This window comes from Chitinophaga sp. W3I9 (assembly GCF_050434025.1).
Lineage (GTDB): Bacteria > Bacteroidota > Bacteroidia > Chitinophagales > Chitinophagaceae > Chitinophaga.
On the sequence record NZ_JBNPWC010000001.1, the window covers coordinates 2,580,975 to 2,601,554 of the forward strand.

Sequence of the window (20,580 nt, forward strand, 5' to 3'; positions counted from 1 at the left end):
GGTTAACAATATCACAAATGCATTGTATTTTCACAGAAAGAACCCGTTAGTAAAATGAAGCTCACCCTTTTCCCTTTTGAACTGAAATTCAGGCACACGTTTACGATTTCCCGTAAGTCCAAAGATCTGCAACCCTTACTGGTGGTAAAGCTGGAACAGGAGGGAGAAAGCGGGTTGGGTGAAACCGCCGACAATGCCTATTACCAGATGACCGTGCCGCGGCTGATGGCAGACCTTGAGCAGCACCGTTCTTTTATTGAAAACTATACCCTGCATACACCAGAGCTTTTCTGGCAGGACATGTACCCGCTGCTGAAGGATAATATGTTTGCCCTATGCGCCCTGGATATTGCTGCGTGGGACCTGTACGCAAAACAGCAGCAAAAGAAACTCTACGAGGTATGGGGACTCGATATTTCGCATAATCCGCTTACAGACTATACCATCGGTATTGACACCATTGAAAATATGGTGCGGAAACTACAGGAATTTCCGTGGCCCATTTATAAAATCAAACTTGGTACAAAGGAAGATATTGCGATTATTAAAGAGCTGAGAAAGCATACCACGGCTATTTTCCGGGTAGATGCCAATTGTGCCTGGGGAGTAGAGGAAACCCTGCGTAATGCCATTGCGTTAAAGGAGCTGGGCGTGGAATTTATCGAACAGCCGATGGCAGCAGCAGACAAGGAAGGAATGAAACAGGTATATGAAAAAGTGGTGTTACCGGTTATAGCCGATGAAAGTTGTATTGTGGAACAGGATGTAGCCCAATGCCACGGCTATTTTCATGGCATCAACATCAAGCTCACCAAATGTGGCGGCGTTACACCAGCGCTGCGGATGATTACGGAGGCAAAGCGTTTAGGCATGAAAGTAATGACCGGCAGTATGAACGAAAGCACGGTAGGCACTTCTGCAGTGGCGCATCTGCTGCCGCTGCTGGATTATGTGGATATGGATGGTCCGCTGTTGCTGGCGGAAGATAGCGCAGACGGTATTAAAATGGAAAACGGCCGTATTATTTACGCCGACAGGTGGGGGAACTGGTGCGGAGTTATTGAAGGCAGCTCACTCTTCTTCTTTCCAGGTTTGAGCAAGGAAAACATAGTCTTCAATGCAACCCGTGGCCACTATAGTTTTGCCGGCCAGTGGCATCAGCGGGTTGGGCATAAAGGGATTTGCTCCTGAAGGGCGAATCAGGTAATCTCCCTGGTCTGTTACCAGGAATACGCCGAGGTGTTCACTTTTGCTGTGTTTACCAAATGTGCGGAGCACCAAACGCCCGGTAAGTGTAATAAAGGGACTGTTTTTGTCCCTGTTGCTGTTATCTGCTGACATATTCACGATACCCCAGTATTTGATTATTCTTTTCTTTCACCACTATCACCTTTGTTGAAGGGGAGTCCCCAGTGGTGGCAGATTCCGAAAATACGTGAAATTTTACAGATGGCATGGAGCCGCTCACATCTTCTTTAACCACAGGGTTATTTTTTTTGTTGACAAATACCTTCGGATCTCTTTTTTCGGCAAAGTTCTTTTCATCCAGCAACTTGTGCATCGCCTGGTGCAGTGCGGGATCTGTGGCGTGCGAGCCATCAGACGGATGGGGCACTGCGATGAAGTCGTCCAGCATTTTACCCCGTGCTTCGAGGTTATCGCGGCGGTTTTGCAGGGTATTTACAAAAAGCTGCGTATCGCCCGTGCTGCTGGGATCTTTGTCGTTGATCACCGGTTGCCATGATGGGTCGCCCAGGAGATAAAACTGTGCGGCCGTTTTCAGTTCATAGGGATCCAGCATGGGGCCCATTTCATTGAGGAACCGTTGCCTGGCTTCCAGCAAGGCTCTCCCGGTAGAAGCGCCGTTCAGCACATTGATCACAAAATACTGCGTGAGCAGGTCAGCCAGTCCCTGCCCGGTAGGCGGGCCATAGGCAATATTGGAGCTGCCTACAAAAGCCAGTGCATGATTCAGCAGGTAGCTGTTGGCCATGCTGATGCGCTTACCGCTGTTTTTCTTCGGGTCAAACAGCTGGCCGCCATAGCAGCATTCGGCTGCCACAATGGTGCCGTGGGTGATCTTATCTTTCAGAATATCTGATCTCATCGCCAGCGGAAACTCGGTGGACTTCTGCCCGTAAAACCCTGGATTATAGATGGCTCCGTGGCAGTTGATGAAATGCGTTTTAGCCTGCAGTTGCGCAGCGGTCCAGTTGGTACCGTTCAGCGTTTCATCGCTGCCGGGGAATATGAGCAGGTTGCTGGTACTGCCAAAAATGTTCTGAAGGGTATTTTGTGTAGAGTTCTGCCAGTCGAAAGTACTCATGGAAAAATAGGGGAGGTAGTCGCCCTGTTTGGAAGGCACTGCTGCCAGTATGTTCGTAATCAGCGTGTGCAGGTAAGAAGGGTCCCCCACGCCTGGAATATCCGGCAAACGCCCTACCACCCGCGTGGGTGAAATAAATTTACCTGGGTCTGTATCATACGGCGTGTCGCACGCATAGGGCAGGTCACTGGGTATAAAGGTATCGGGGTCGTTATCTCCCGGTAACAAATTCTTCAGCCGCTGGAACGGAATAATATCCTGCGACCCCAGCAAGAGTATATATCCGGGCGAAAAGAAGCGGTACAGTTCATCAATCGCTTTTTTGTTCTGGGCATCGTCCGTGGCTGCTGTTACTGCGGTTGACTGGCAGCCCAGCATCTGGGCAGCATCATCCAGGAAAATAATGTGGGCATCCAGGTGCCTGTTGTTATCAAATGCCTGCAATGCGTTTATATCATCCAGAATCTGCTGGTGAGCATCGCCGTATTTCTGTTGAAGGGCGGATTTATTGGTTATAATGAGTTTTGTTGTCAGCATGTTACTGAGAGGGGCTGCCATAATTAACCTTTAAGCGTTCAAAAATATTGAATTAAAGGATAATATGGTGCCGGTCTCCAAACAATATTAATATTTCCCTGCGCAAGGTATTTGCATACTGAAAAAGTAAACCGTATTTTTCAGGGAATCTACCGGAGATGAATATGAAAAAATTCCACCTGTTACCGTTACTATTTGTTTTCTTTTATATGGACACCCATGCGCAGGTAATTGCACACTTTACTGTGAAGGCAGGAAAGCTGAACCGCTACAACAGCATTGTATATACCGGCGTTCTGTCATCCGCCGGTGATCCGGTGATACTGGAAGAAGTAACCGGTAATAAGCGTGTACCCGTAGCCGTTAGCCGGCAGGCAGGTCAGCTTTGCTGGATCCTTACGGGAACTACTGCAGCAGGTACAGAAAGAAAATATGAACTGCGCAAAGGCAAGGGCGCAACTGATACCCTGATGAAGGCGCTCCGCCAGGATGGCCATGTACTGTTGGAACAATCCGCGCAACCTATTTTGCAGTATAATTTTATAACGGTGCCCGCACCCGCCGGCACAGATACCGTGTATAACCGCAGTGCATTTATCCATCCGCTCTGGGCGCCTAATGGCGTAGTGCTCACGAATATCTTCCCAAATGCCGGTCACCGGCATCATATGGGCATCTGGAATCCCTGGACCCATACGCTGTTTGAAGGACGCGAAACTGATTTCTGGAATGTGCAGAAGAAAGAAGGCAAGGTGCGCTTTGCGGGTAAAATGGAAACATTTTCCGGAAACGTATGGTGCGGATTCAGTGCCAGCCAGGATCATATAGCATTTCTGAAAGATGGTACAGAAAAAACCGCCATTCATGAAACATGGCTGGTACAGGCGTATCCCGCCACCAACAACGGCAACCGCCGCCTGTGGGATTTTACTTCCACCTTTACACCAGCTACCCCCACTGGCATTACCCTGTTGCAATACCGCTATGGTGGCGGGTTTGGTTTAAGAACCACCGCCGACTTTACAGATAAAACCAGCCAGGTGCTTACGTCTGAGGGCAAAACACGCCGGGATGCCGACAGTACCCGTGCCCGCTGGGTGAAAATATCCGGCGCTACGCCACAGGGAAAGGCAGGATTGCTGATCATGAACTATCCTGATAATTTTGATTCTCCTGAACCCCTGCGTGTATGGCCCGAAAATGCGGAAGGTGGTGAACTGATGTTCAATTATACTCCCACCCGTATGAAACCGTGGCAGCTGTATCCGGATGCCCGCTACCAGCTGAAATACCGGGTAATGGTGTATAGCGGCGATATCACTGCAGAAGAAGCAGAGGCAGCCTGGCAGGACTATGCGTATCCACCGGAAGTGATCACCGCACCATAATGTGTTTGTGAGTGATGTCTTTTTCATTTATTTTCGTACAGTGAATGATTCGGTTTCAATTCGGTTAACCTCGGAGAAGCCCTGTGAACGGAAATATTGATAGCAGCCTTGTATTTAGTAACCCTTAACCATCATCCGGATGAGTAATGCAAATGAACCTGGTAAAGACGTGCGTCCGCGTAATCCTGAAGAAGAAGACGATGATCCGCCTTCCTGGGGTGGCGTTATTGTTGGTGTATTACTTGGCATAGCGGGTATCGCGCTGATCTTCTACCGTTACAAACAATTTCACGCCGTCAGCGATGTCAGTATCAGTATTACCAAAATTGAAATGCTGATCTATAAGGTAACCGGTGAAAGCATCTGGGCACTGATGGCAGCCTATGGGCTCGTGGCGTTGGCAGGATTCTATCTCGCTATCAGCAATTACAGCAAACTGCGGGCAAAATAAATTTACAAAACCATATCCGATGAAGAATTTTTCTGAGCTGAAAACCAAGCTGCTGGAAATCCATGAAAAAGATAAAAAGCAGACCATCACCGCCCTGATCACCGCAGAAGTATTGGCTGTACTGGTGTTTGGACTTATCGGCTACAGCATCTTTGCGGGCAGAAGTACTGAAACACCTGCTGCTGTTCTTTTTATACTGCTGTTCATGCCCGTGGGAGTACTGATCCCATATCTTTTTATGTTTGCACAGATCAGAAAACGGCCGGGAAAAATTAATGACTTTGTGAGCCGTCTGGAAAGAGGTGAATCAGTAAATAACGTGGACACCTATACGGACTATAAACTCATTTTGCCGCTGCGGATCATCAGGGTACGCCTGTTTCCTATGGAATATGCGTATGTACAACTCGGACAAAGCCGGTCGTTTTTCAAGCTGCCTTTATCTGCTGAAAATGTGCAACCATTTAAAGCGCTTATCAGCCAGCCATTTTCAGGCGGGGTGGTAAGCAGCATCGGTGGCACTGCTGCACATTGGTCTTCTAACTGATAACAATTTTGTGATGAAAACACTGGAAGAATTTAATGCCTTCCTGGATCGGCAACTCAATGATGAACTGGAGTCGCTGGAAAAACAACGTATTGCCGGCCGTAACTGGGTACGCCGGATGTGGGTGGTGTCACTGCTACCGTTTGCTGCCTTTGTTTTCTTTATCGTGCGTTTTTCTCTGCAGCCCGCTTCGGGAAATGAAGGGAACAGGACCGTCGTAATTGCCGGTCTGGTACTGCTTGTAACGCTGACAGGCTATGCAATGCGCCGTTTTATGATGAAACAGGGAGGCGTAAACGAAGCAACAGATTACCGGCACGATTTTAAGCAACGGATTGTAAAACCATTAATCAGCTTCATCCATCCGGATTATCAATACCAGCCCCTTAATCATGCCAGCTATGAAGAATTTACAGAAAGCGGGCTGTTTGAAAAGAAAGCATACCAGATAACGGGTAATGACCAGGTGTATGGTAAACTTGGGGAGATGAATTTTCAGTTCTGCGACCTCACGGTGATGCATATGCCGTTGGTAACCGTACGCGGACAGGGACCCGACACCGTTTTCTGTGGCAGCTATTTTATCGGCCAGTTTCCCCGGTACTTCAGTACGCCTGTGTATGTGCTGTCACGCAATAACAGCGCGGCCGGCGAGGGATACATTCAAACCTGGCATCTTGGAAAGAAGGTATTGCCGGCTGATGCCGCTTTTAATAAATTATTTATGGTGTACGCTCCTGATGAGGTGGCAGCGCAGCAGCTGCTTACTCCGGCGCTGATGGAGAGGATGGTGGCATTGCACGAACGCACCGGGGCGAGATTGTTTATTTCTTTTTATAATAACCGGGTTTACATCGGCATCGATCATGGAACCGATTATTTTGAAACCACTTTGAACAAGTCGTTACATAACCGGCAGCTGCTGAATAACTTTTTCCTGGATTTCATGTCAATGTTACAATTGGCGGAAGACCTGAAAAGCAATCTGCCTATCTGGACTTCCCGCGCATTTTCTCCGTCCTAAAAAAAAACGGATGAGTATGCCAGGTAATTTTTTTTCCGGAGATATAAAGACCGCACGTTCCTGTTTAATTGATAGACATCCTCCCTATATCCGCTGTTATTTTTTAATGATTACTTATATTATAAAAAAGATAAATAATATTGTTTGATTTTTGACACCCTTTGGAACCCTTTGCTGTAGCGCGTTTCATGGCTTTTATGAATCGCGGGGGATAAGATATATATCCGGTGGTGGTGGGCTTAAAAAAAGACTGCATTTTTTTCCGGAATGAATTCTACGTATATGTTTTCGCTGTATCTTTACTTTGCTTCCAAAAGAGGCAACCCGAAAAATTGTAATTGTTAACTGAATTCTGAAAAACCTGGAATCATCCAAATGACCCTGTCAACCTTGACCATATTCGGCCCTGCATTGCAATCTGCTATCAGAATTGCAACGGCCATTGCAAAGGAGTATCATCATCCGCAGTTTACACCTGCGCACTTACTGCGCGCCTGTTTGCATAAGGAAACGGGTCTCGCCCCTGCATTGCATCAAATGGACATCGATGTATACTACCTGGAAGAATGGGCAGAAGTCCGGCTGGATGAGATGCCCAGGGCATCGCGTATTCCCGATGAACCGGAACCGGATGAAGCTGCGGCAGCAGTATTGAATGAAGCCATCAGTATAGCACAGGATAGCGACAGTGAACCGGATGCATGGAGCCTGCTTATTGCTTTATGCACGCCGGGTGTAGGTTTTTCCTATGAACAACTCAAAACATTTCCATTCACCCGCGACCAGCTCCTGGGCGCCGGCAAAAAAGGAAAAGAAACCAGTACCAATACCACAGTGCCCGGCGCTATTAAGCCCGGCGCATTGAAATATGTATACCGTATTACCGATCCGCAACTGCTGAAAACCTTTCACCCGGTGATTGGCCGCGACGGGGAAATCAGGGCAGTAACGGAAGTGCTTACACGTAAAGACCGCGCCAGCGTACTGATCATTGGTGAGGGAGGTGTAGGGAAAACAGCGCTGGCAGAAGGATTGGCCCGCGCCATTGTGCAGAAGCAGGTACCACTGCAATTGCAGGCATCCGATATTTATGCGCTGGACTACGGTGCATTTATAGCAGGCGCCGCCTATAAAAGTGAACTGGAAGACCGTCTCCTCCAGATCATTCAGCAACTTAAACAAACAGGGAGGCATATCCTCTTTATAGATAATCTTCATAGCCTGCTGGATAAACAAACCGGTACAGGCATGGCCAATGTGCTGAAAGCCGCATTGGGCAAAGGGGAGATCATCCTTATCGGAACTACCACACCGGAAGGTTTCCGTAAACTCATTGAGCCGGATGCTATCCTGCGGCACCGTTTTGAAACGATCAACCTGGCAGCGCCCGACGAAGCACTGGCCGGAAAAATGGTAAGTGCTGTGGTGCCGGTGTATGAAAACTTTTACCAGCTCACCGTCTCACCCGAAGGGATAAACGAAGCCATCCGTTTGTCGAAACGTTACCTGAAGGAAAGAAGCCTCCCGGATAGCGCCGTGAACCTGCTGGACCGCACCATGGCCGCGGTAAGGGCAACGGAAGACACCAGCCAGCCGCTGTTACAAACTTTACAACAGGAATTTGCTGATCTTAATAGTAAGGAATCCTTACAGATAGCGGATCTTCATTGGTTTTACCGGCAAATGAAAGAAAGGCTGGGCGTATTACTATCATCTCGTTTACATACGGAAACCGATCCTGATAAGATTACGTCTGTGCAGGAACTGCAATCCTCCTTGCAGCAATTGCTGGAGCAACTGGAAACAATCGCTTCTTCCCGGCAGGAAGCGGTAACACCGGTGGATCTGGCTACCATGATTGCGGCCATTACAGGTATTCCCCTGGGAAAGGTGCAATCGCAGGAAAGGGAACGGCTGATCAACATGGAAGCGCAACTGCGCAAGCGGGTGGTAGGGCAGGACCATGCCCTCAAAGCCGTAGCAGATGCGATACTGGAATCCCGTTCAGGCCTGAGCCGCCCGGGACAACCAATTGGTTCCTTCTTTTTCCTGGGGCCAACGGGAACGGGTAAAACAGAACTGGCAAAATCACTGGCGGATTTTCTCTTCCAGGACGAACGCTCCATGATCCGCTTCGATATGTCGGAATTCAAAGAGGAACATGCTGCCGCACTTTTATACGGCGCCCCTCCCGGATACGTGGGATACGAGGAAGGTGGACTGCTGGTGAATAAAATACGGCAACAACCCTACGCCGTAGTATTATTCGATGAAATAGAAAAAGCACATCCCTCTGTATTTGATATTTTTCTGCAGATCATGGATGAAGGGAAACTGCACGACAGGCTGGGGAAAACAGGCGACTTTTCCAATGCACTGGTGTTGTTTACTTCCAACATAGGCAGCGAAGCCATATCGCGGTCCTTCCAGGAAGGCGTGATTCCCGCTTCCCAACAATTGATGGAGCTAATGGCCCGTCACTTCCGGCCTGAGTTCCTGGGAAGACTTACCGAGATCGTTCCCTTCGGGCCTATTCAATCAGCCAACGTAGAAAAGATCTTCGATATTCATTTGCAACATTTACTGCAACTGCTGGAGCAGCAGCACATCAGTTTTACCGTAACAACAGCTGCCCGCAGGCACCTGGCGCTGATGGGATATTCTCCTCAGTATGGCGCACGGCCGCTGCGGGAGGTGATACGGGGACAACTACGGAAGCCCTTGTCGAGAATGATTATCGACGGCAGCCTCCGGAAAGATATGACGGTAACACTGGATATAAAAAATGATCAGTTAGACTGGACAATAATTTGATGATTGTCAGATTCCCAAAATTCTAAATTTATCTCAAATGAATGACAACTACGGAATTGGCGGCACAGAAGTGAAGCTGGACGCCAACGAAGCCATCGCGGAAATCTCGCATAACCGTACCTTGTTTGCTGAAAAGTTAACCCAGCAGGCGCCTGTTAAACCCGAAATAGTGGAAGGGCTTACTTCCGTAGAAAGTGTGTTTGAACACTTCAAGCCGGCAGTGAATGTAAGTTTCCATGATGCAGAAGGCCGCCCTGTACCGGAAAAATTACAATTCCACCACCTGGGCGATTTTGGCATAAAAGGTATCACGGCGCAAAGCGCGTTTCTCAACGACCTGGCTACCGAAAAGGAGCAGTACCTGAAAATTATGAAGCAGCTGAAAACGAATAAGATCCTGAAGTCAGCCCTGGCGGATCCGGACGCCCGTAAAGCCATGCTGAACGCCATTCGTGGAATGATGAAAGACCTTAATACCAAATAATTAACCGTTGCCTATACGGGAACATAACCTCAATGATTATGGCAGAATTACAGAAAAACCAGGAACTGCAGAATGAGAACCTGTCTTCACAGCAATCTGAAGTAAACCTCGCCGGAAGTATTGAAGATCTGGCAAAATATGGTGGCTTCGACCTGCTGGAAGCAGCGGTGGAAGGTGCGCAAAACCTGAACCCCGATCGTAAGGCGCGCCGCAATATCTTTTTGACAGAAGCCGGCAAAAAAACAGAAAGAGATAAATTAAAGAAGATACTGTCGCTCTGGGAAAAAGTATTGTCCGAAACAAACGAACTGCCTGAAATGGTGGACTACTGTACTTCCCATGCAGAGCAAGCGGAAAAGGTGCTGTCCACTAATCTCGGGGAAGCAGTAGAGTCTACCCGTGAACTGGAACAGTCGTACCGCAATGTGGCACTCTTCTTCAAGAACACAGAGTCTGATAAAGTAAAGAATGTGTCGTTCATCAATGTGGAACTGGAGCAGCTCAAAGACCTGGATAACACCCGGTTCATTGACGCCATCAGTACAGAACTGGTGAATAACTACGATCGACTGGATCTTCGTACCAACTACAGCCTGCTGGTGATTCCCGGTTACCTGGGCTCCAATAAGGTAATAGAAAAATGGGCAAAGATCGCGCATGAAAACAAAGCCATGCTGGTAACCGATTTCGCGCATCTCGATGCACCGGATGATGTAATGGAGATGTTTGAACTGGCGAATCTGACCGGTGGAGAAATTCATCGTTCCAATGTAATCATGTCCTGCAACTGGCTGGTTGGCCGTGGAAAATTTGATGAAGTAGGAGAACAGGATCACTTGTATGTACCACCTTCCGGCGCACTGGCAGGTAAGATCTATAAAACCCTGATGTCGCAGGTTACCGCCGGTAAGAAATTCGGTGGTATGAACGAAGTAGACGGGGTGAAATTTGAACTGAAGAAAAGTGAAATCGCCAGCCTGGAAAAAATGGGACTGGTACCGATGGTGAAAGAATACGGAAAAGTAATGGCATTCAGTGCGAAAACACTGTTCAACGGGGATAACCTGGGCCTGCAAACTTATTCCGTAGTGCGTGTGTTCGACTTTGTTACCAAAGTGCTGATGGACTTCCTGAACCGCAGGGCCTTCGAGAACTTTAACGCCAACACCCGCAAGGACCTGATGAAACAGATCATCCGCTTCCTTGATGGGATCACCGGGCCGGACAAGCTGATCGAAGATTTTAATATCCGCCGTTTCGAGCAGGATCCGGTACAGAAAGACCGTATCCACCTGGATATTCATCTGAAGCCATATTTCCCTGCCAAAAACTTCCTGATCAAAATGGAGGGGCAAAGGGGCGATGATGCGGCAGATTGGGATACTACTTACGAACAGGATGGTAAATAGCCGTCAGCGGTCAGCTTTGGGGCTTAAATGCGTATGTGGGAGTAACCTTCCATCCCGGAGCTGATTGCTTTAACCCCGTATATAAAATATCATAAGCATTAAAGCCAATTGAAAAGATGAAACATGTGCTGTGCAGTTTGCTGCTTTGTTTGTTAATCACAGGCGCCTTGTCAACGGTAAGTGCCCAAACGGTCACAGATAGTATTCTGACCACCAAAGGGGCAGTGACGCTGATCACATCCGGTGCGCCTATCAGTACCTTTCAGATCGGCGACGGGAAAAACACCGACTACGATTACCGCATTGTGGATGGTAACATGGTTTTTCTGCGCCCGATAACTCCCACTCCCCGGCCTACCAACCTGATAGTGAGGGAAGGAGAAAACATTCATTACATGATTATTGCCTTCCGCGATAAAGTGGACCTGGCCCGCCTGAAATACACACTATCCGGTAAAGCCAAAACAACAGGCGCATTTACTACTCCGGAAGCAACACCGCAGGCGCCCCGCGCCGGCTATGGCGAAAGGGACGGGCAAATTTCCCTGGCAGAAGTTCCGGAAGAAACCGGACACCTGATCAGTGTTGATACGGTAACAGTAGGTAAAATAGCGGAGGACTTCGGGAAAGACCGTAAAGTAAACCGCCAGTATGAAGTGAAGGTGGAAGACGTGAGCGTAGGATATGCGCAGGCCATGACACTGAACAACATGAACTACTTTTGTTTCCGTATCCGCAATAAAGGAAAGGTACCTTTCGAAATAGTGAAGGCAAGCCTGTTGCACAAGGAAAAGAAAGATACCGCCCTGCTGCATGCGATGCCCATCCTTTATAAAAAAGGACCGGAAACCATAGCGCCAAAAGAAGAGGCCAATGAAGTATTTGTGGTTCCCTCCAAGCAATTCCGGAAAGAGGATGAAGTGATCATTGTGCTGCAAACAACCGAAGGAAAACAACAACTGGTATTGTATGTGCCGGTAACTGTATTCCCCCGGTACATGCTGGCGAAGCAATAGAGAAACCAAATGAAGAAACAGGTTGTTCTGATAGGAATACTGCTGATGCTGTTGCCGGGTTATACCACGGCGCAGCAGGTGGATTTCTGCGGGGAGGTGGTGCCAATGGAAAGGGATTTTGTTTCGTACCGCCTCATGGATGTTATTAAACGCAACCTGCGCTATCAGGGCTATCTGCCGGCACTCCGGTTGAAGGCGGAGCAATATTTCCCGATAATAGAACCCATCCTGCAACAATATCAGGTGCCGCTGGATTTCAAATACCTGCCTATTGTGGAAAGCGGTTTAAGCAATGCTACCTCACCGGTGGGCGCACAAGGCGTGTGGCAGATAATGCCCGGCACTGCTGCTGAACTTGGACTAACTGTGAGCGGGGGCTACGATGAAAGGAATCATCTTATCAAGGCTACCCATGCGGCCTGTAAACTGATACGGCTGTTGCACCAGCAGCTGAACTCCTGGACATTGGCCGCAGCAGCCTATAACGCCGGTTCGGGTAACATCTCCCGGAACATAAAACGCCAGGGGAGCAGTGATTACTACCAGCTACTGCTGAATAACGAAACCGCCCAGTATATCTACAAGATCATCGCTATAAAACAGCTTTTTGAAAGCCCCGAATTATACCTGCCAGGTTTTGGATACAATGTGTTCAGTAAAAACTCCGCCAATGGTTCCGTTTTCTCTACTCCTGCACCGGTAAGCAAAGCGGGCGACAAAGATTTTAATTCCATCCGTATCTCTGTAGGTAAACAGCCGGTTAGCCGGCCGGCAATGATGATATATGCTGCGCGGCTGAAAATCAGCAACGCCTTTGAAGACGGCCAGTTGGTGAGCATTCAGTTGCTGGACGACCTGCAGGCAAATGGCGTGTATATCCGTAAAAATGCAAGCCTCTCCGGCAAAGGCTGGGTGGTGGGTAGCCGGATTTACGTGGACCTTGGTTTTGAGAATGCAGTGGTATTATACGCCGCAGATGGTAAAAAAGGAGTGCCCGCCGATTTGCTGAAAACCGGCGGAGATGTGCAGTTGCGTGGAAGAACCGATAACCGGAGCGCTATTTCTGCATTACCCGCACCGGTTGATGCACTTACATCAACACTTCATTAATAAACACGCGGAACGGGAACGTATTGCTGGATTTTTCTTCCAGTTGCAAAAGCAATTCCTCTTTCATGTATTGCAAATTGGCGGCGGGATAACGTTCGGTTTGATGGAGCAATGAAATACGGATATCCAGCGTACGGCTGTAACCCGCATTCATACCGGGTTGCAGGGCCATCCCCTTAACAACAGCGACCGATTTCATTTCCTTTCCAAAAATAGTACGGCAAAGCGCTTTGATATCTTCGGGGGTAACCACACGGTTATGCGACAATAAATGGGACCGGTACAGGTTAATTTTCTCATCGATATTCAGCCTGTCTTTTCCTCCCTGGGTATTACTCAGCAGTGTGATGCTGTTGGGGCGGGTGTTGATACTGCCATATTCCAGCATTCGCGTACCCATGCGGATATTATTAGCAGCGGTGCCGTTCGTTGAGTAAAATTCCAGGAAAATATATTCTGCATTTTCTTTGGGCTTTACCATCACATAAGGAATATTTCCTTTGTTGTTGCCGGGTTGCAGCTGTTCTTCCAGTGAGGCAATCAACTGATGCAGTTCCCTCATGCGGTTGGTAACAAAATCATTTTTTACTTCTTCGAATAAAGAGCTTTCGTCGCGGATTACTTCCACGAGATAAGCGATCACTTCTTTGGCTTCGCGGGTATCAAAACGCCCGATGCCACTGCTGCGGATCACCAGTTCGCCTTCCTGCATTTGTCCGGCTGTAGAGAAGTTACGCACATAGTAATCGGTTCCTTCGAGGTCGTAAACACGTTTGATATCAAAAAAAATATCTGGTGTTTGCAGGGGAATGATATTCAGATAACGATTCAGTTTCATAGACTGCTCGTTATTTTTTTTGTTGATAACCGGGAAGCAGTTAATGCTGCAATACAGGTCTTCCAGCAGGGTGTGATGCAGCGCTTCGGGAAACTCGATGCGCAACCAGTGTACTTCTTTATTTAAGCGGGCGGTATCTTGCCCGAAAATCCTGGTGAGGGCTTCCGGTGTGCGGGAAGCGAGGGGTGGCTGCGTATCCGTGATGGTAAGGAAGTGGCGGCGGAAACGTTGCAGGATATGCTGGCTATAACGGGAGTTGTTATTTACTGCTACCTGGATCATATTATCTCTTTCTTCTTCAGCTACAGTCCTGCTATGGTGATAGCCTCCTTTTATCATCAGCTCCCGGTTGCCGCTAAATACTTTTGCCAGCGGGAGATAATGATAAAACATTTCCTGCTGATGGATATTACGCAGGTCAAAGAAGAAGGACATACCTTCCCAGGAGTGCGGTACATCTTCGAGTGAAATGCCTATCCATAAATGATTCGGGGCCATATCAGGGAATGTTTGCCCCTGTAATATCTGCTCCTTGAACCAGTGATCGCGGGTTTCATACAGCTTGTTGCCAATAACCATGTATTGCACCTGTCCGCGGAACAGGCGGTGACTGGTCACCGGCGCAAAGAACAGGTCGCGGTTATGCATGCCTGATTTGGTATGATGATAAAACTGGTGATCGGCATGAATATCGGCTACCGGTTCTGTGGCAATGGCATGGAGAATGCCATAGGCCGGCTGGCTGCTGGTAATGGGTTCCGGCATCATGATCTGCGCCAGACGTTCCACCAGCCGGGCGTGTGAAACATCCACTTCTCCTGAAATTTTCTCCAGCTCACTGGCGCATGCTTCCAGCAGCAGCTGCACTACCGGGTCAAACGAAGTTTCCACTTCAGCATCCGGGTATCCCCAGAGCCGTGCAGCTGTTTTCAGCATGCGGTCTTTTATTCTTTCTTTTTTTTCTTTCATGAGAGCGGTTAATAAACAAGTAATCAATCGTACGACAACGGGCTGATATAAAAGAAGCTGCTGTACTGAAACGGATGATTGTTTTTGGTAACGTTTCCTGAAACGGTCACCCGGATTTTCTTTTTCATTTTACGGGTAGATGACAGCAACAATTCTTCCTGGTTTACAGCGGCCACTACCCTTATTTGGGAAATCCTTTTTTCATACCGGGTAATGGATGCTTTAACCGCATTTTCTATCTGCTCCTTTACTTCGTTATTGGAAGCTTTGATGTCAAAGTCGCTGTCCCACCACTGGCAGCCATATTGGGCATCATCCTTGTTTTCGCCCAGTACGGTAGTGATGAGCAGGTGAATATGCTGCGCGATAGAGTCTTCCAGCGAAATGGCCGGCATGTCTTTTTTCTGCAGCAGCAGTGAAAAATCGATGGGTAATTGATAATATTTTCCTTTCATGATATCAGCTTAAAATATGCCCAGCACTTTTTTGCGGTCGTACATGATGAGAATTTCCTTTACGCATCCTTTCTCGTCTTTTGCCAGGTTTACTCTTTCGATCTTGAATTTCTTCTTGCCATAGATCCGCTGACAGAAATGCGTGAAGTTATCCACATCGCTGGTATTGAGCACCACCCTTGCATTAAGATTATTGCAGAGGTATTGCGCAAAATCGGAGGCCGTTTTTTGTTTCAGGGTCACCTGGGTGAGCATGTATTTAAATTCGTCATCGGAGATGGTGGGTCGTGGCTCTTCTTTCTTTACCGGTACCTCCGGTGTTGGTGCAGGCAGTGGCGCCGGGTTAAAGGCCGGTTCCGGCTGCTCCTGGTGTTCGGGGGCCCTTGCAGGGAATACCGTGATATGTTTTAGCACCATATGGCTGCTGTCGCCGTTGATGATCAGCGACAGGGTTCTTTCACCAGGGGAAGAGAAGGTATATGTAACAGATGAACCGCCATGTGGTTCCGCATTATCCTGCAACAGCCGCCAGGTCCAGTTTTTGGCGGTTGGCGTGGAGTTGGTGAAGGTCACCGGCCTGCCTGCAAATGCTTCAGCGGGGCCATCAATAACGGGGAAGATATCGGGCTGACTGTTGGCTGCTGCCGGTGTGTTCATGATCACCAGTACTTCTTTCCGCCAGGTGCATTTGCCGGAAGTGAGTGTGATCATATAGCTGCCGGCCTTGTTGAAAGAGTGGTATACCTGCCTGCCAGTGGCCCTGGCGCTGGAGTCGCCGAACTCCCAGGAATAGTCTGCATTTTTTTTATCAGCGTTTTCGGCATTAAAAGTAATCACTTCTCCAACGGCGTATGCTTTACTGTTACTATTCTGAATATGACTGAGTTTTATATCTGTATTACTGCAATCTTCCCGGCCATCGAGTTGGAAAGCCAGCAGTACTATGCTTATGAGGAACAGGCCCAGGAAGGTCCACAGCACCATGGGGTCAACATGACTGGCAATTTTTCCAAAGGGTCTGAATGAATTTACCTTGCGTTCATTTTCGGGTTTACGGGGGGCCATCGGTTTTTCAGGTTTTTACAATTTTAGTGTTTTTTTTAGATAAATTGCCAAAGATAATGGCCGTAGAAAAAATTTTTTCCCGGTTCAAAATTTAAGCCGTAATATTCATAATAATAAAATCAAACCGCTATTTTTGTTACTGAGTTGTTAGCCCGGAACCATAGACGAAAGATAGTTATGCTAACAGTTTGCCGCTAATAGCAGAATCCGAGAAACCTAAATATAACCTCATGGTAAATAATGCGCAGAAGGCTGCCGTGCTGGAAGAAGTGATTGACCACGTCAATGCTTTACCATACGACATCAGAGCCGAAGTAGTGGTGGGGGAATTACTCGATAATCATGTGCGGGAAGAAGAAATAGTGGTGCAGTTGCAAAATGTATTTACCCGTTCTTTTGCAACAGATATTACCGGGGTGAAGCTGGACGACAGTCAGCCGTATCAGCCGTTTATTAGTTTTTCCCTTTCGCGCGATGGTATTTACGACCGGCTGCCGCAGGGCATGTTTCATGAATTCAAGCAGGAGCCCTCTTCCAGGCAGAATGCCGTTGCCGAAATGGTGGTGCGGTATAAAAAGCAGCAGCAACAGCAACAGCAGGCACGCCGCTTTTTTCAACCCCTGGAAAATGAGTTTTTCCTGCAACGTGTATACCTGGAACAACGGGAAAAGCACCTGTTGTTTGACGTATTCGGAAAGGACACAGACCAGTTATTTCATGAATTCTGGGAGTTGCCTCCCGGGCTTCCTGATGCTGCCGTGAACAGGTTAGTAAAACTGTTACCATATGTTCATCGGATAGCAGGCAATATGACCCTGGTGAAGCTTTGCCTGGAACAGGTACTGGAAGAAACGGTAACGATTACCTGGCAACGTCAGCCGCAAATGGTTAATACCGGAAGCAGTGTTCCCCTGGGCGAATGCATGCTTGGGGTAGACGCTATGGTAGGAACATCATGTTATACGGACATGCCGGTGGTAACGGTGAGCATTGGCCCGGTAAAACGCCAACGGATATACGATTACCTGCCCTGGCAACCTTATGGCAAGCTGCTGGAAACCTGCTATGGATACCTGTTTCCTGCAGATGTGGAAATTAATACCTTGCTGGTGCCGTCTTCAGGAGAGAAAAAAGTAATCCTGTCTGACAAGCAACCTGAGCAGGGGCTGATGGGGTATAATTTTTTTCTCTGAAAAACAGCTGGCAGAAGCTTACATGGAATCATTTTTGCTATTAACGACCATCTGAAAAACTGAAATGTTAGTACCCAAACCCGAAAAACCTTGACATACCAACAGAACTATGAGATACACCGCTAAGTTTTATATCATGCTGGCCGGCGCCCTGGCAATAGGGTCCTTTATAGTGGCTCTGCTCAGCAGATACATCAAAAATTTCAGTCTTTATAAAAAGAAAGCACTGCTGTATTTAGTGTGTATGACGCTGGTATTTGCTGTAATCAGTTCCATTCCCTTCCTGTTTACCCATCAGAACCTGATGAACCAATATCTTTTTTACGAAGTGTGGTTCCTGGGATTAGGCGTAGTGCATTGCCACTTTATGTATACCCGCTTTTGGGCCAATGAAACCACCCTGGTATCTGAACTGGCTTTCATACTGGCCATCTGGTTATTTGGCGGCGCCGGATTTGTACTGGTAAACCGGTTCCTGGACAAGGACACGTTTCTTTATTACCCGATGCTCACCAGCATGTTTTCCTTTGTACTGCCCACCTTTGTTTATAAAACTTTTGAAAAGATGATGGCCATTCCTGTGAAGGTACACAAGTGGTGGCAGTATCCTATCTATAAAGAGGTACCGGAAGTGAATGAGGATGAAATGAAAGACCTGATTGTCATTGGACTGGAAATGGAAAAAGGTCCGCTTGACAACAGCCGTACTTATTTCCGGGCACGTACACCTATCAAGATGGATCTGGGCGACCTGTTCTATCATTTTATCAATGATTATAATGATCGCTATCCCAATACCCCGATTGATTTTGTGGATCACACCGGGCAGCCATATGGATGGGTATTCCACCTGAAACCACGTTGGTTTGGCAGCGCTAAAACACTGGACCCCGACAAGGCCGTGTTTATGAATGGCATTAAAGAAAATAGTGTGATTATTTGCAACAGAATTATGTTATCGTAAAAGAGCAGAACTATGGCAGAACCGCTAAAGCATTTTCCCGTTAACTGGGTTGATGGTATGAAGATAAAAAAGCAGCATTTTATAGATACGGAAAATGCTTTGCTGGACCAGATCAGGGATGCATTGGCATGCGGTATCCATGCGCTTAACTATGGACTGTTGCCCCCCAAAGCAGAAAATAAGGAATCGCTGCGTTGCTGGTTTGTGACCGATAATCAGCAGTTGTGGCGGATCAAATTAACCGAATGCCGTGCGGTAACTCCCGGTGGCGGCCGTATTGAGATCCCTGAACATACCGTGCATTCGCTGAAGTATGCTACTACCTTCCCCGAAGCAACTTATACCTGGGACCCGCAACATACAGAAACTACTTATTACGTCATCATACAGGTAAATCCCTTTGACCGGCAGCCCAGCGGAGAGCCTTTGCTGGATGAAGATCCACCAAGATTGCCTTATGCCACACCGGAATATAGTTTATACGTAGCGCCGGCGTCGCAGCTGCCTTCCGGCCAGCTAGGCAGCTACCAGATGGTGCTGGGCCGCATCAGTGTGTCCGATGGCCGTCCGGAGATGGATGATGACTATATCCCTCCCTGCAGCATCGTCAGCGCACATCCTGCATTGATAGATCTCTTTCATGAACTGGACCAGTTCCTGGGGCAAATGGAATTATACGGCGTACACATCGTGCAAAAGATCTACGGCAGGAACCAGCAAAATGACCTGGCACTTGTCGTATTGTATATCACGGAGAGAATGGTGCAGTATCTCGGCACCAGGATCACGCAATTCCGGTGGTTAGGATTACAGCAACCACCGGCCCAGATGCTGGAAATTATTGCAGGCCTTGCCCGCACCATGAAAAACGCTATTGATCAACGTGCCGGCGCAGGTAAAGAGGAGCTGCTGAACTACTTATCTGAGTGGTGCGAACTGCGACAGGGAGAACTTGAAACGCTCATGATCAACTGCGCCAATATCAAATATAAGCACCTGGATGTAAGAGAGTGCCTGCAGCCCATGATTCCTTTTGTAAGGGCCGTGAATAAACTGTTTGAAAGCCTGAGCAGATTGGATTATATCGGACGCAAGCAGGACAGCAATATTTTCGTAAAAGAAGAATCACAGGAAGACGCGGAATACCTGCGGAAGCATAAAACCAAGCGCTGGTTCTTTACCGACTAGTATCATGCGGTTATGGCAGCAATATAACAGCCATTACCCAACGCTTCTGACGTTTGTGATGCGTACAAACCAGGTGCAATAACACTAAATGTTTCAACAGGAATTTATTCCGCTTAACTGATCATTCAACAAGATAATTTCCCTAAAAAAAACGATCCGCAATATGCAAGTATTAAACAGGCAGGAAAGAAATGTATCCTTTATTTGGTTCCTGTTATTTTTCATTATAACGGTCGCCTTATTTGTATTGGCTGTATTCTTTAATTACCAGGTACCTGCCAGGGAAAACGCATCCCTGCGGAAAGAATTGACTTCATTCAGGGAAGAGCAGGCGTTCCAATCAGAGTTCCTGCAAAAGCTGGATAAGGTAAAACATAACCTCGATTCTATTAACCTTCCTAACCAGAACGCCAATTACATGGATCAGGTGATTGCCGCATCCCTGGCGGATATGCGCAACTCTATTCCAAAAAATGCAGTGACGCATTACGGGCTGTATGATAATATTGTGCAGAACTGTTTGTCGTTGCAACAAACCAAACAGCAGCTCCGCGAACTGCAAAATGCACAACAAAATATTGCAGGTCTGAAAGAACAGGTCGCCGACCTGAATGCGAAACTGGAAAGCAAGAGCAGGGACCTCGATAACTGCCGGCAAATGATGTTGCTAAACAGCCGCGCTCACTAACTTTCAGAAGGGTATTAATCCGGTAAATATTGGAATAATAATTATTTGTTAGGACTCTTGACTATTGAAATTTTCATCCTATATTTGGTACTTATAATTCATAAATAAATACTA

Annotated in this window: 18 protein-coding genes; 14 read left to right on the top strand and 4 right to left on the bottom strand. The window is 47.6% G+C overall.

Annotated elements, in window-relative coordinates:
- The first annotated feature begins 54 nt into the window (after positions 1–54).
- On the top strand, positions 55–1,191 hold the full coding sequence (locus QFZ51_RS10850; protein WP_429045733.1) for a dipeptide epimerase: 1,137 nt from the start codon (positions 55–57) through the stop codon (positions 1,189–1,191).
- Between the two features lie 136 nt (positions 1,192–1,327).
- Here the strand turns inward: QFZ51_RS10850 and QFZ51_RS10855 are convergent, their stop codons facing one another.
- Positions 1,328–2,884 (bottom strand): C25 family cysteine peptidase, encoded by a 1,557-nt coding sequence (locus tag QFZ51_RS10855; RefSeq protein WP_429045734.1) that lies wholly within the window; start codon positions 2,882–2,884, stop codon positions 1,328–1,330.
- A 143-nt stretch (positions 2,885–3,027) separates the two neighbouring features.
- Here QFZ51_RS10855 and QFZ51_RS10860 point away from each other — a divergent pair, with 143 nt between their 5' ends.
- The 9 genes from QFZ51_RS10860 (at position 3,028) to QFZ51_RS10900 (ending at position 13,106) form a co-directional block, all read left to right on the top strand.
- Positions 3,028–4,251 carry a PmoA family protein gene (locus tag QFZ51_RS10860; RefSeq protein WP_429045736.1) on the top strand — a complete coding sequence of 408 codons (1,224 nt, stop codon included), beginning with the start codon at positions 3,028–3,030 and terminating at the stop codon, positions 4,249–4,251.
- A 139-nt stretch (positions 4,252–4,390) separates the two neighbouring features.
- A complete protein-coding gene (locus QFZ51_RS10865) occupies positions 4,391–4,702 on the top strand; it encodes a hypothetical protein (protein WP_429045738.1) in 312 nt (103 codons plus the stop codon).
- Positions 4,703–4,721: 19 nt separating this feature from the next.
- Positions 4,722–5,249, top strand: coding sequence for a hypothetical protein (locus QFZ51_RS10870; protein WP_370913513.1), 528 nt, complete (start codon positions 4,722–4,724; stop codon positions 5,247–5,249).
- A gap of 13 nt (positions 5,250–5,262) precedes the next feature.
- Positions 5,263–6,273, top strand: coding sequence for a DUF3137 domain-containing protein (locus QFZ51_RS10875; protein WP_429045741.1), 1,011 nt, complete (start codon positions 5,263–5,265; stop codon positions 6,271–6,273).
- Between the two features lie 375 nt (positions 6,274–6,648).
- Positions 6,649–9,087, top strand: a complete 2,439-nt coding sequence (locus QFZ51_RS10880) for an AAA family ATPase (protein ID WP_429045743.1) — start codon at positions 6,649–6,651, stop codon at positions 9,085–9,087.
- A gap of 37 nt (positions 9,088–9,124) precedes the next feature.
- Positions 9,125–9,571, top strand: a complete 447-nt coding sequence (locus tag QFZ51_RS10885) for a hypothetical protein (RefSeq protein WP_429045745.1) — start codon at positions 9,125–9,127, stop codon at positions 9,569–9,571.
- 38 nt (positions 9,572–9,609) lie between these two features.
- The gene (locus tag QFZ51_RS10890) at positions 9,610–10,980 is read left to right on the top strand and encodes a DUF5458 family protein (protein WP_370913510.1); all 1,371 of its coding nucleotides are present in this window, start codon (positions 9,610–9,612) and stop codon (positions 10,978–10,980) included.
- A 116-nt stretch (positions 10,981–11,096) separates the two neighbouring features.
- Positions 11,097–11,996 (top strand): hypothetical protein, encoded by a 900-nt coding sequence (locus QFZ51_RS10895; protein WP_429045747.1) that lies wholly within the window; start codon positions 11,097–11,099, stop codon positions 11,994–11,996.
- A 9-nt stretch (positions 11,997–12,005) separates the two neighbouring features.
- The gene (locus QFZ51_RS10900) at positions 12,006–13,106 is read left to right on the top strand and encodes a transglycosylase SLT domain-containing protein (protein WP_429045749.1); all 1,101 of its coding nucleotides are present in this window, start codon (positions 12,006–12,008) and stop codon (positions 13,104–13,106) included.
- Here the strand turns inward: QFZ51_RS10900 and QFZ51_RS10905 are convergent.
- Genes QFZ51_RS10905 through QFZ51_RS10915 form a run of 3 tightly spaced genes read right to left on the bottom strand, consistent with a single transcriptional unit; the run spans position 13,087 to position 16,433 of the window.
- Positions 13,087–14,913, bottom strand: coding sequence for a hypothetical protein (locus QFZ51_RS10905; protein ID WP_429045751.1), 1,827 nt, complete (start codon positions 14,911–14,913; stop codon positions 13,087–13,089). The two genes, QFZ51_RS10900 and QFZ51_RS10905, sit on opposite strands and share 20 nt — an antisense overlap.
- 23 nt (positions 14,914–14,936) lie before the next feature.
- The gene (locus QFZ51_RS10910) at positions 14,937–15,368 is read right to left on the bottom strand and encodes a GPW/gp25 family protein (protein ID WP_429045753.1); all 432 of its coding nucleotides are present in this window, start codon (positions 15,366–15,368) and stop codon (positions 14,937–14,939) included.
- 9 nt (positions 15,369–15,377) lie between these two features.
- Positions 15,378–16,433: a PKD domain-containing protein gene (locus QFZ51_RS10915; RefSeq protein WP_370913505.1), complete on the bottom strand. Its 1,056-nt coding sequence runs from the start codon at positions 16,431–16,433 to the stop codon at positions 15,378–15,380.
- Between the two features lie 230 nt (positions 16,434–16,663).
- On the opposite strand from QFZ51_RS10915, the gene QFZ51_RS10920 reads away from it, so the two are divergent.
- The 4 genes from QFZ51_RS10920 (at position 16,664) to tssO (ending at position 20,466) form a co-directional block, all read left to right on the top strand.
- A complete protein-coding gene (locus tag QFZ51_RS10920) occupies positions 16,664–17,626 on the top strand; it encodes a type VI secretion system baseplate subunit TssG (protein WP_429045755.1) in 963 nt (320 codons plus the stop codon).
- 109 nt (positions 17,627–17,735) lie between these two features.
- Positions 17,736–18,590 (top strand): TssN family type VI secretion system protein, encoded by an 855-nt coding sequence (locus QFZ51_RS10925; RefSeq protein ID WP_370913503.1) that lies wholly within the window; start codon positions 17,736–17,738, stop codon positions 18,588–18,590.
- Positions 18,591–18,602: 12 nt separating this feature from the next.
- Positions 18,603–19,778, top strand: coding sequence for a hypothetical protein (locus QFZ51_RS10930; protein WP_370913502.1), 1,176 nt, complete (start codon positions 18,603–18,605; stop codon positions 19,776–19,778).
- Between the two features lie 163 nt (positions 19,779–19,941).
- On the top strand, positions 19,942–20,466 hold the full coding sequence (gene tssO, locus QFZ51_RS10935; RefSeq protein WP_079468772.1) for a type VI secretion system TssO: 525 nt from the start codon (positions 19,942–19,944) through the stop codon (positions 20,464–20,466).
- The last annotated feature ends 114 nt before the right edge of the window (positions 20,467–20,580 follow it).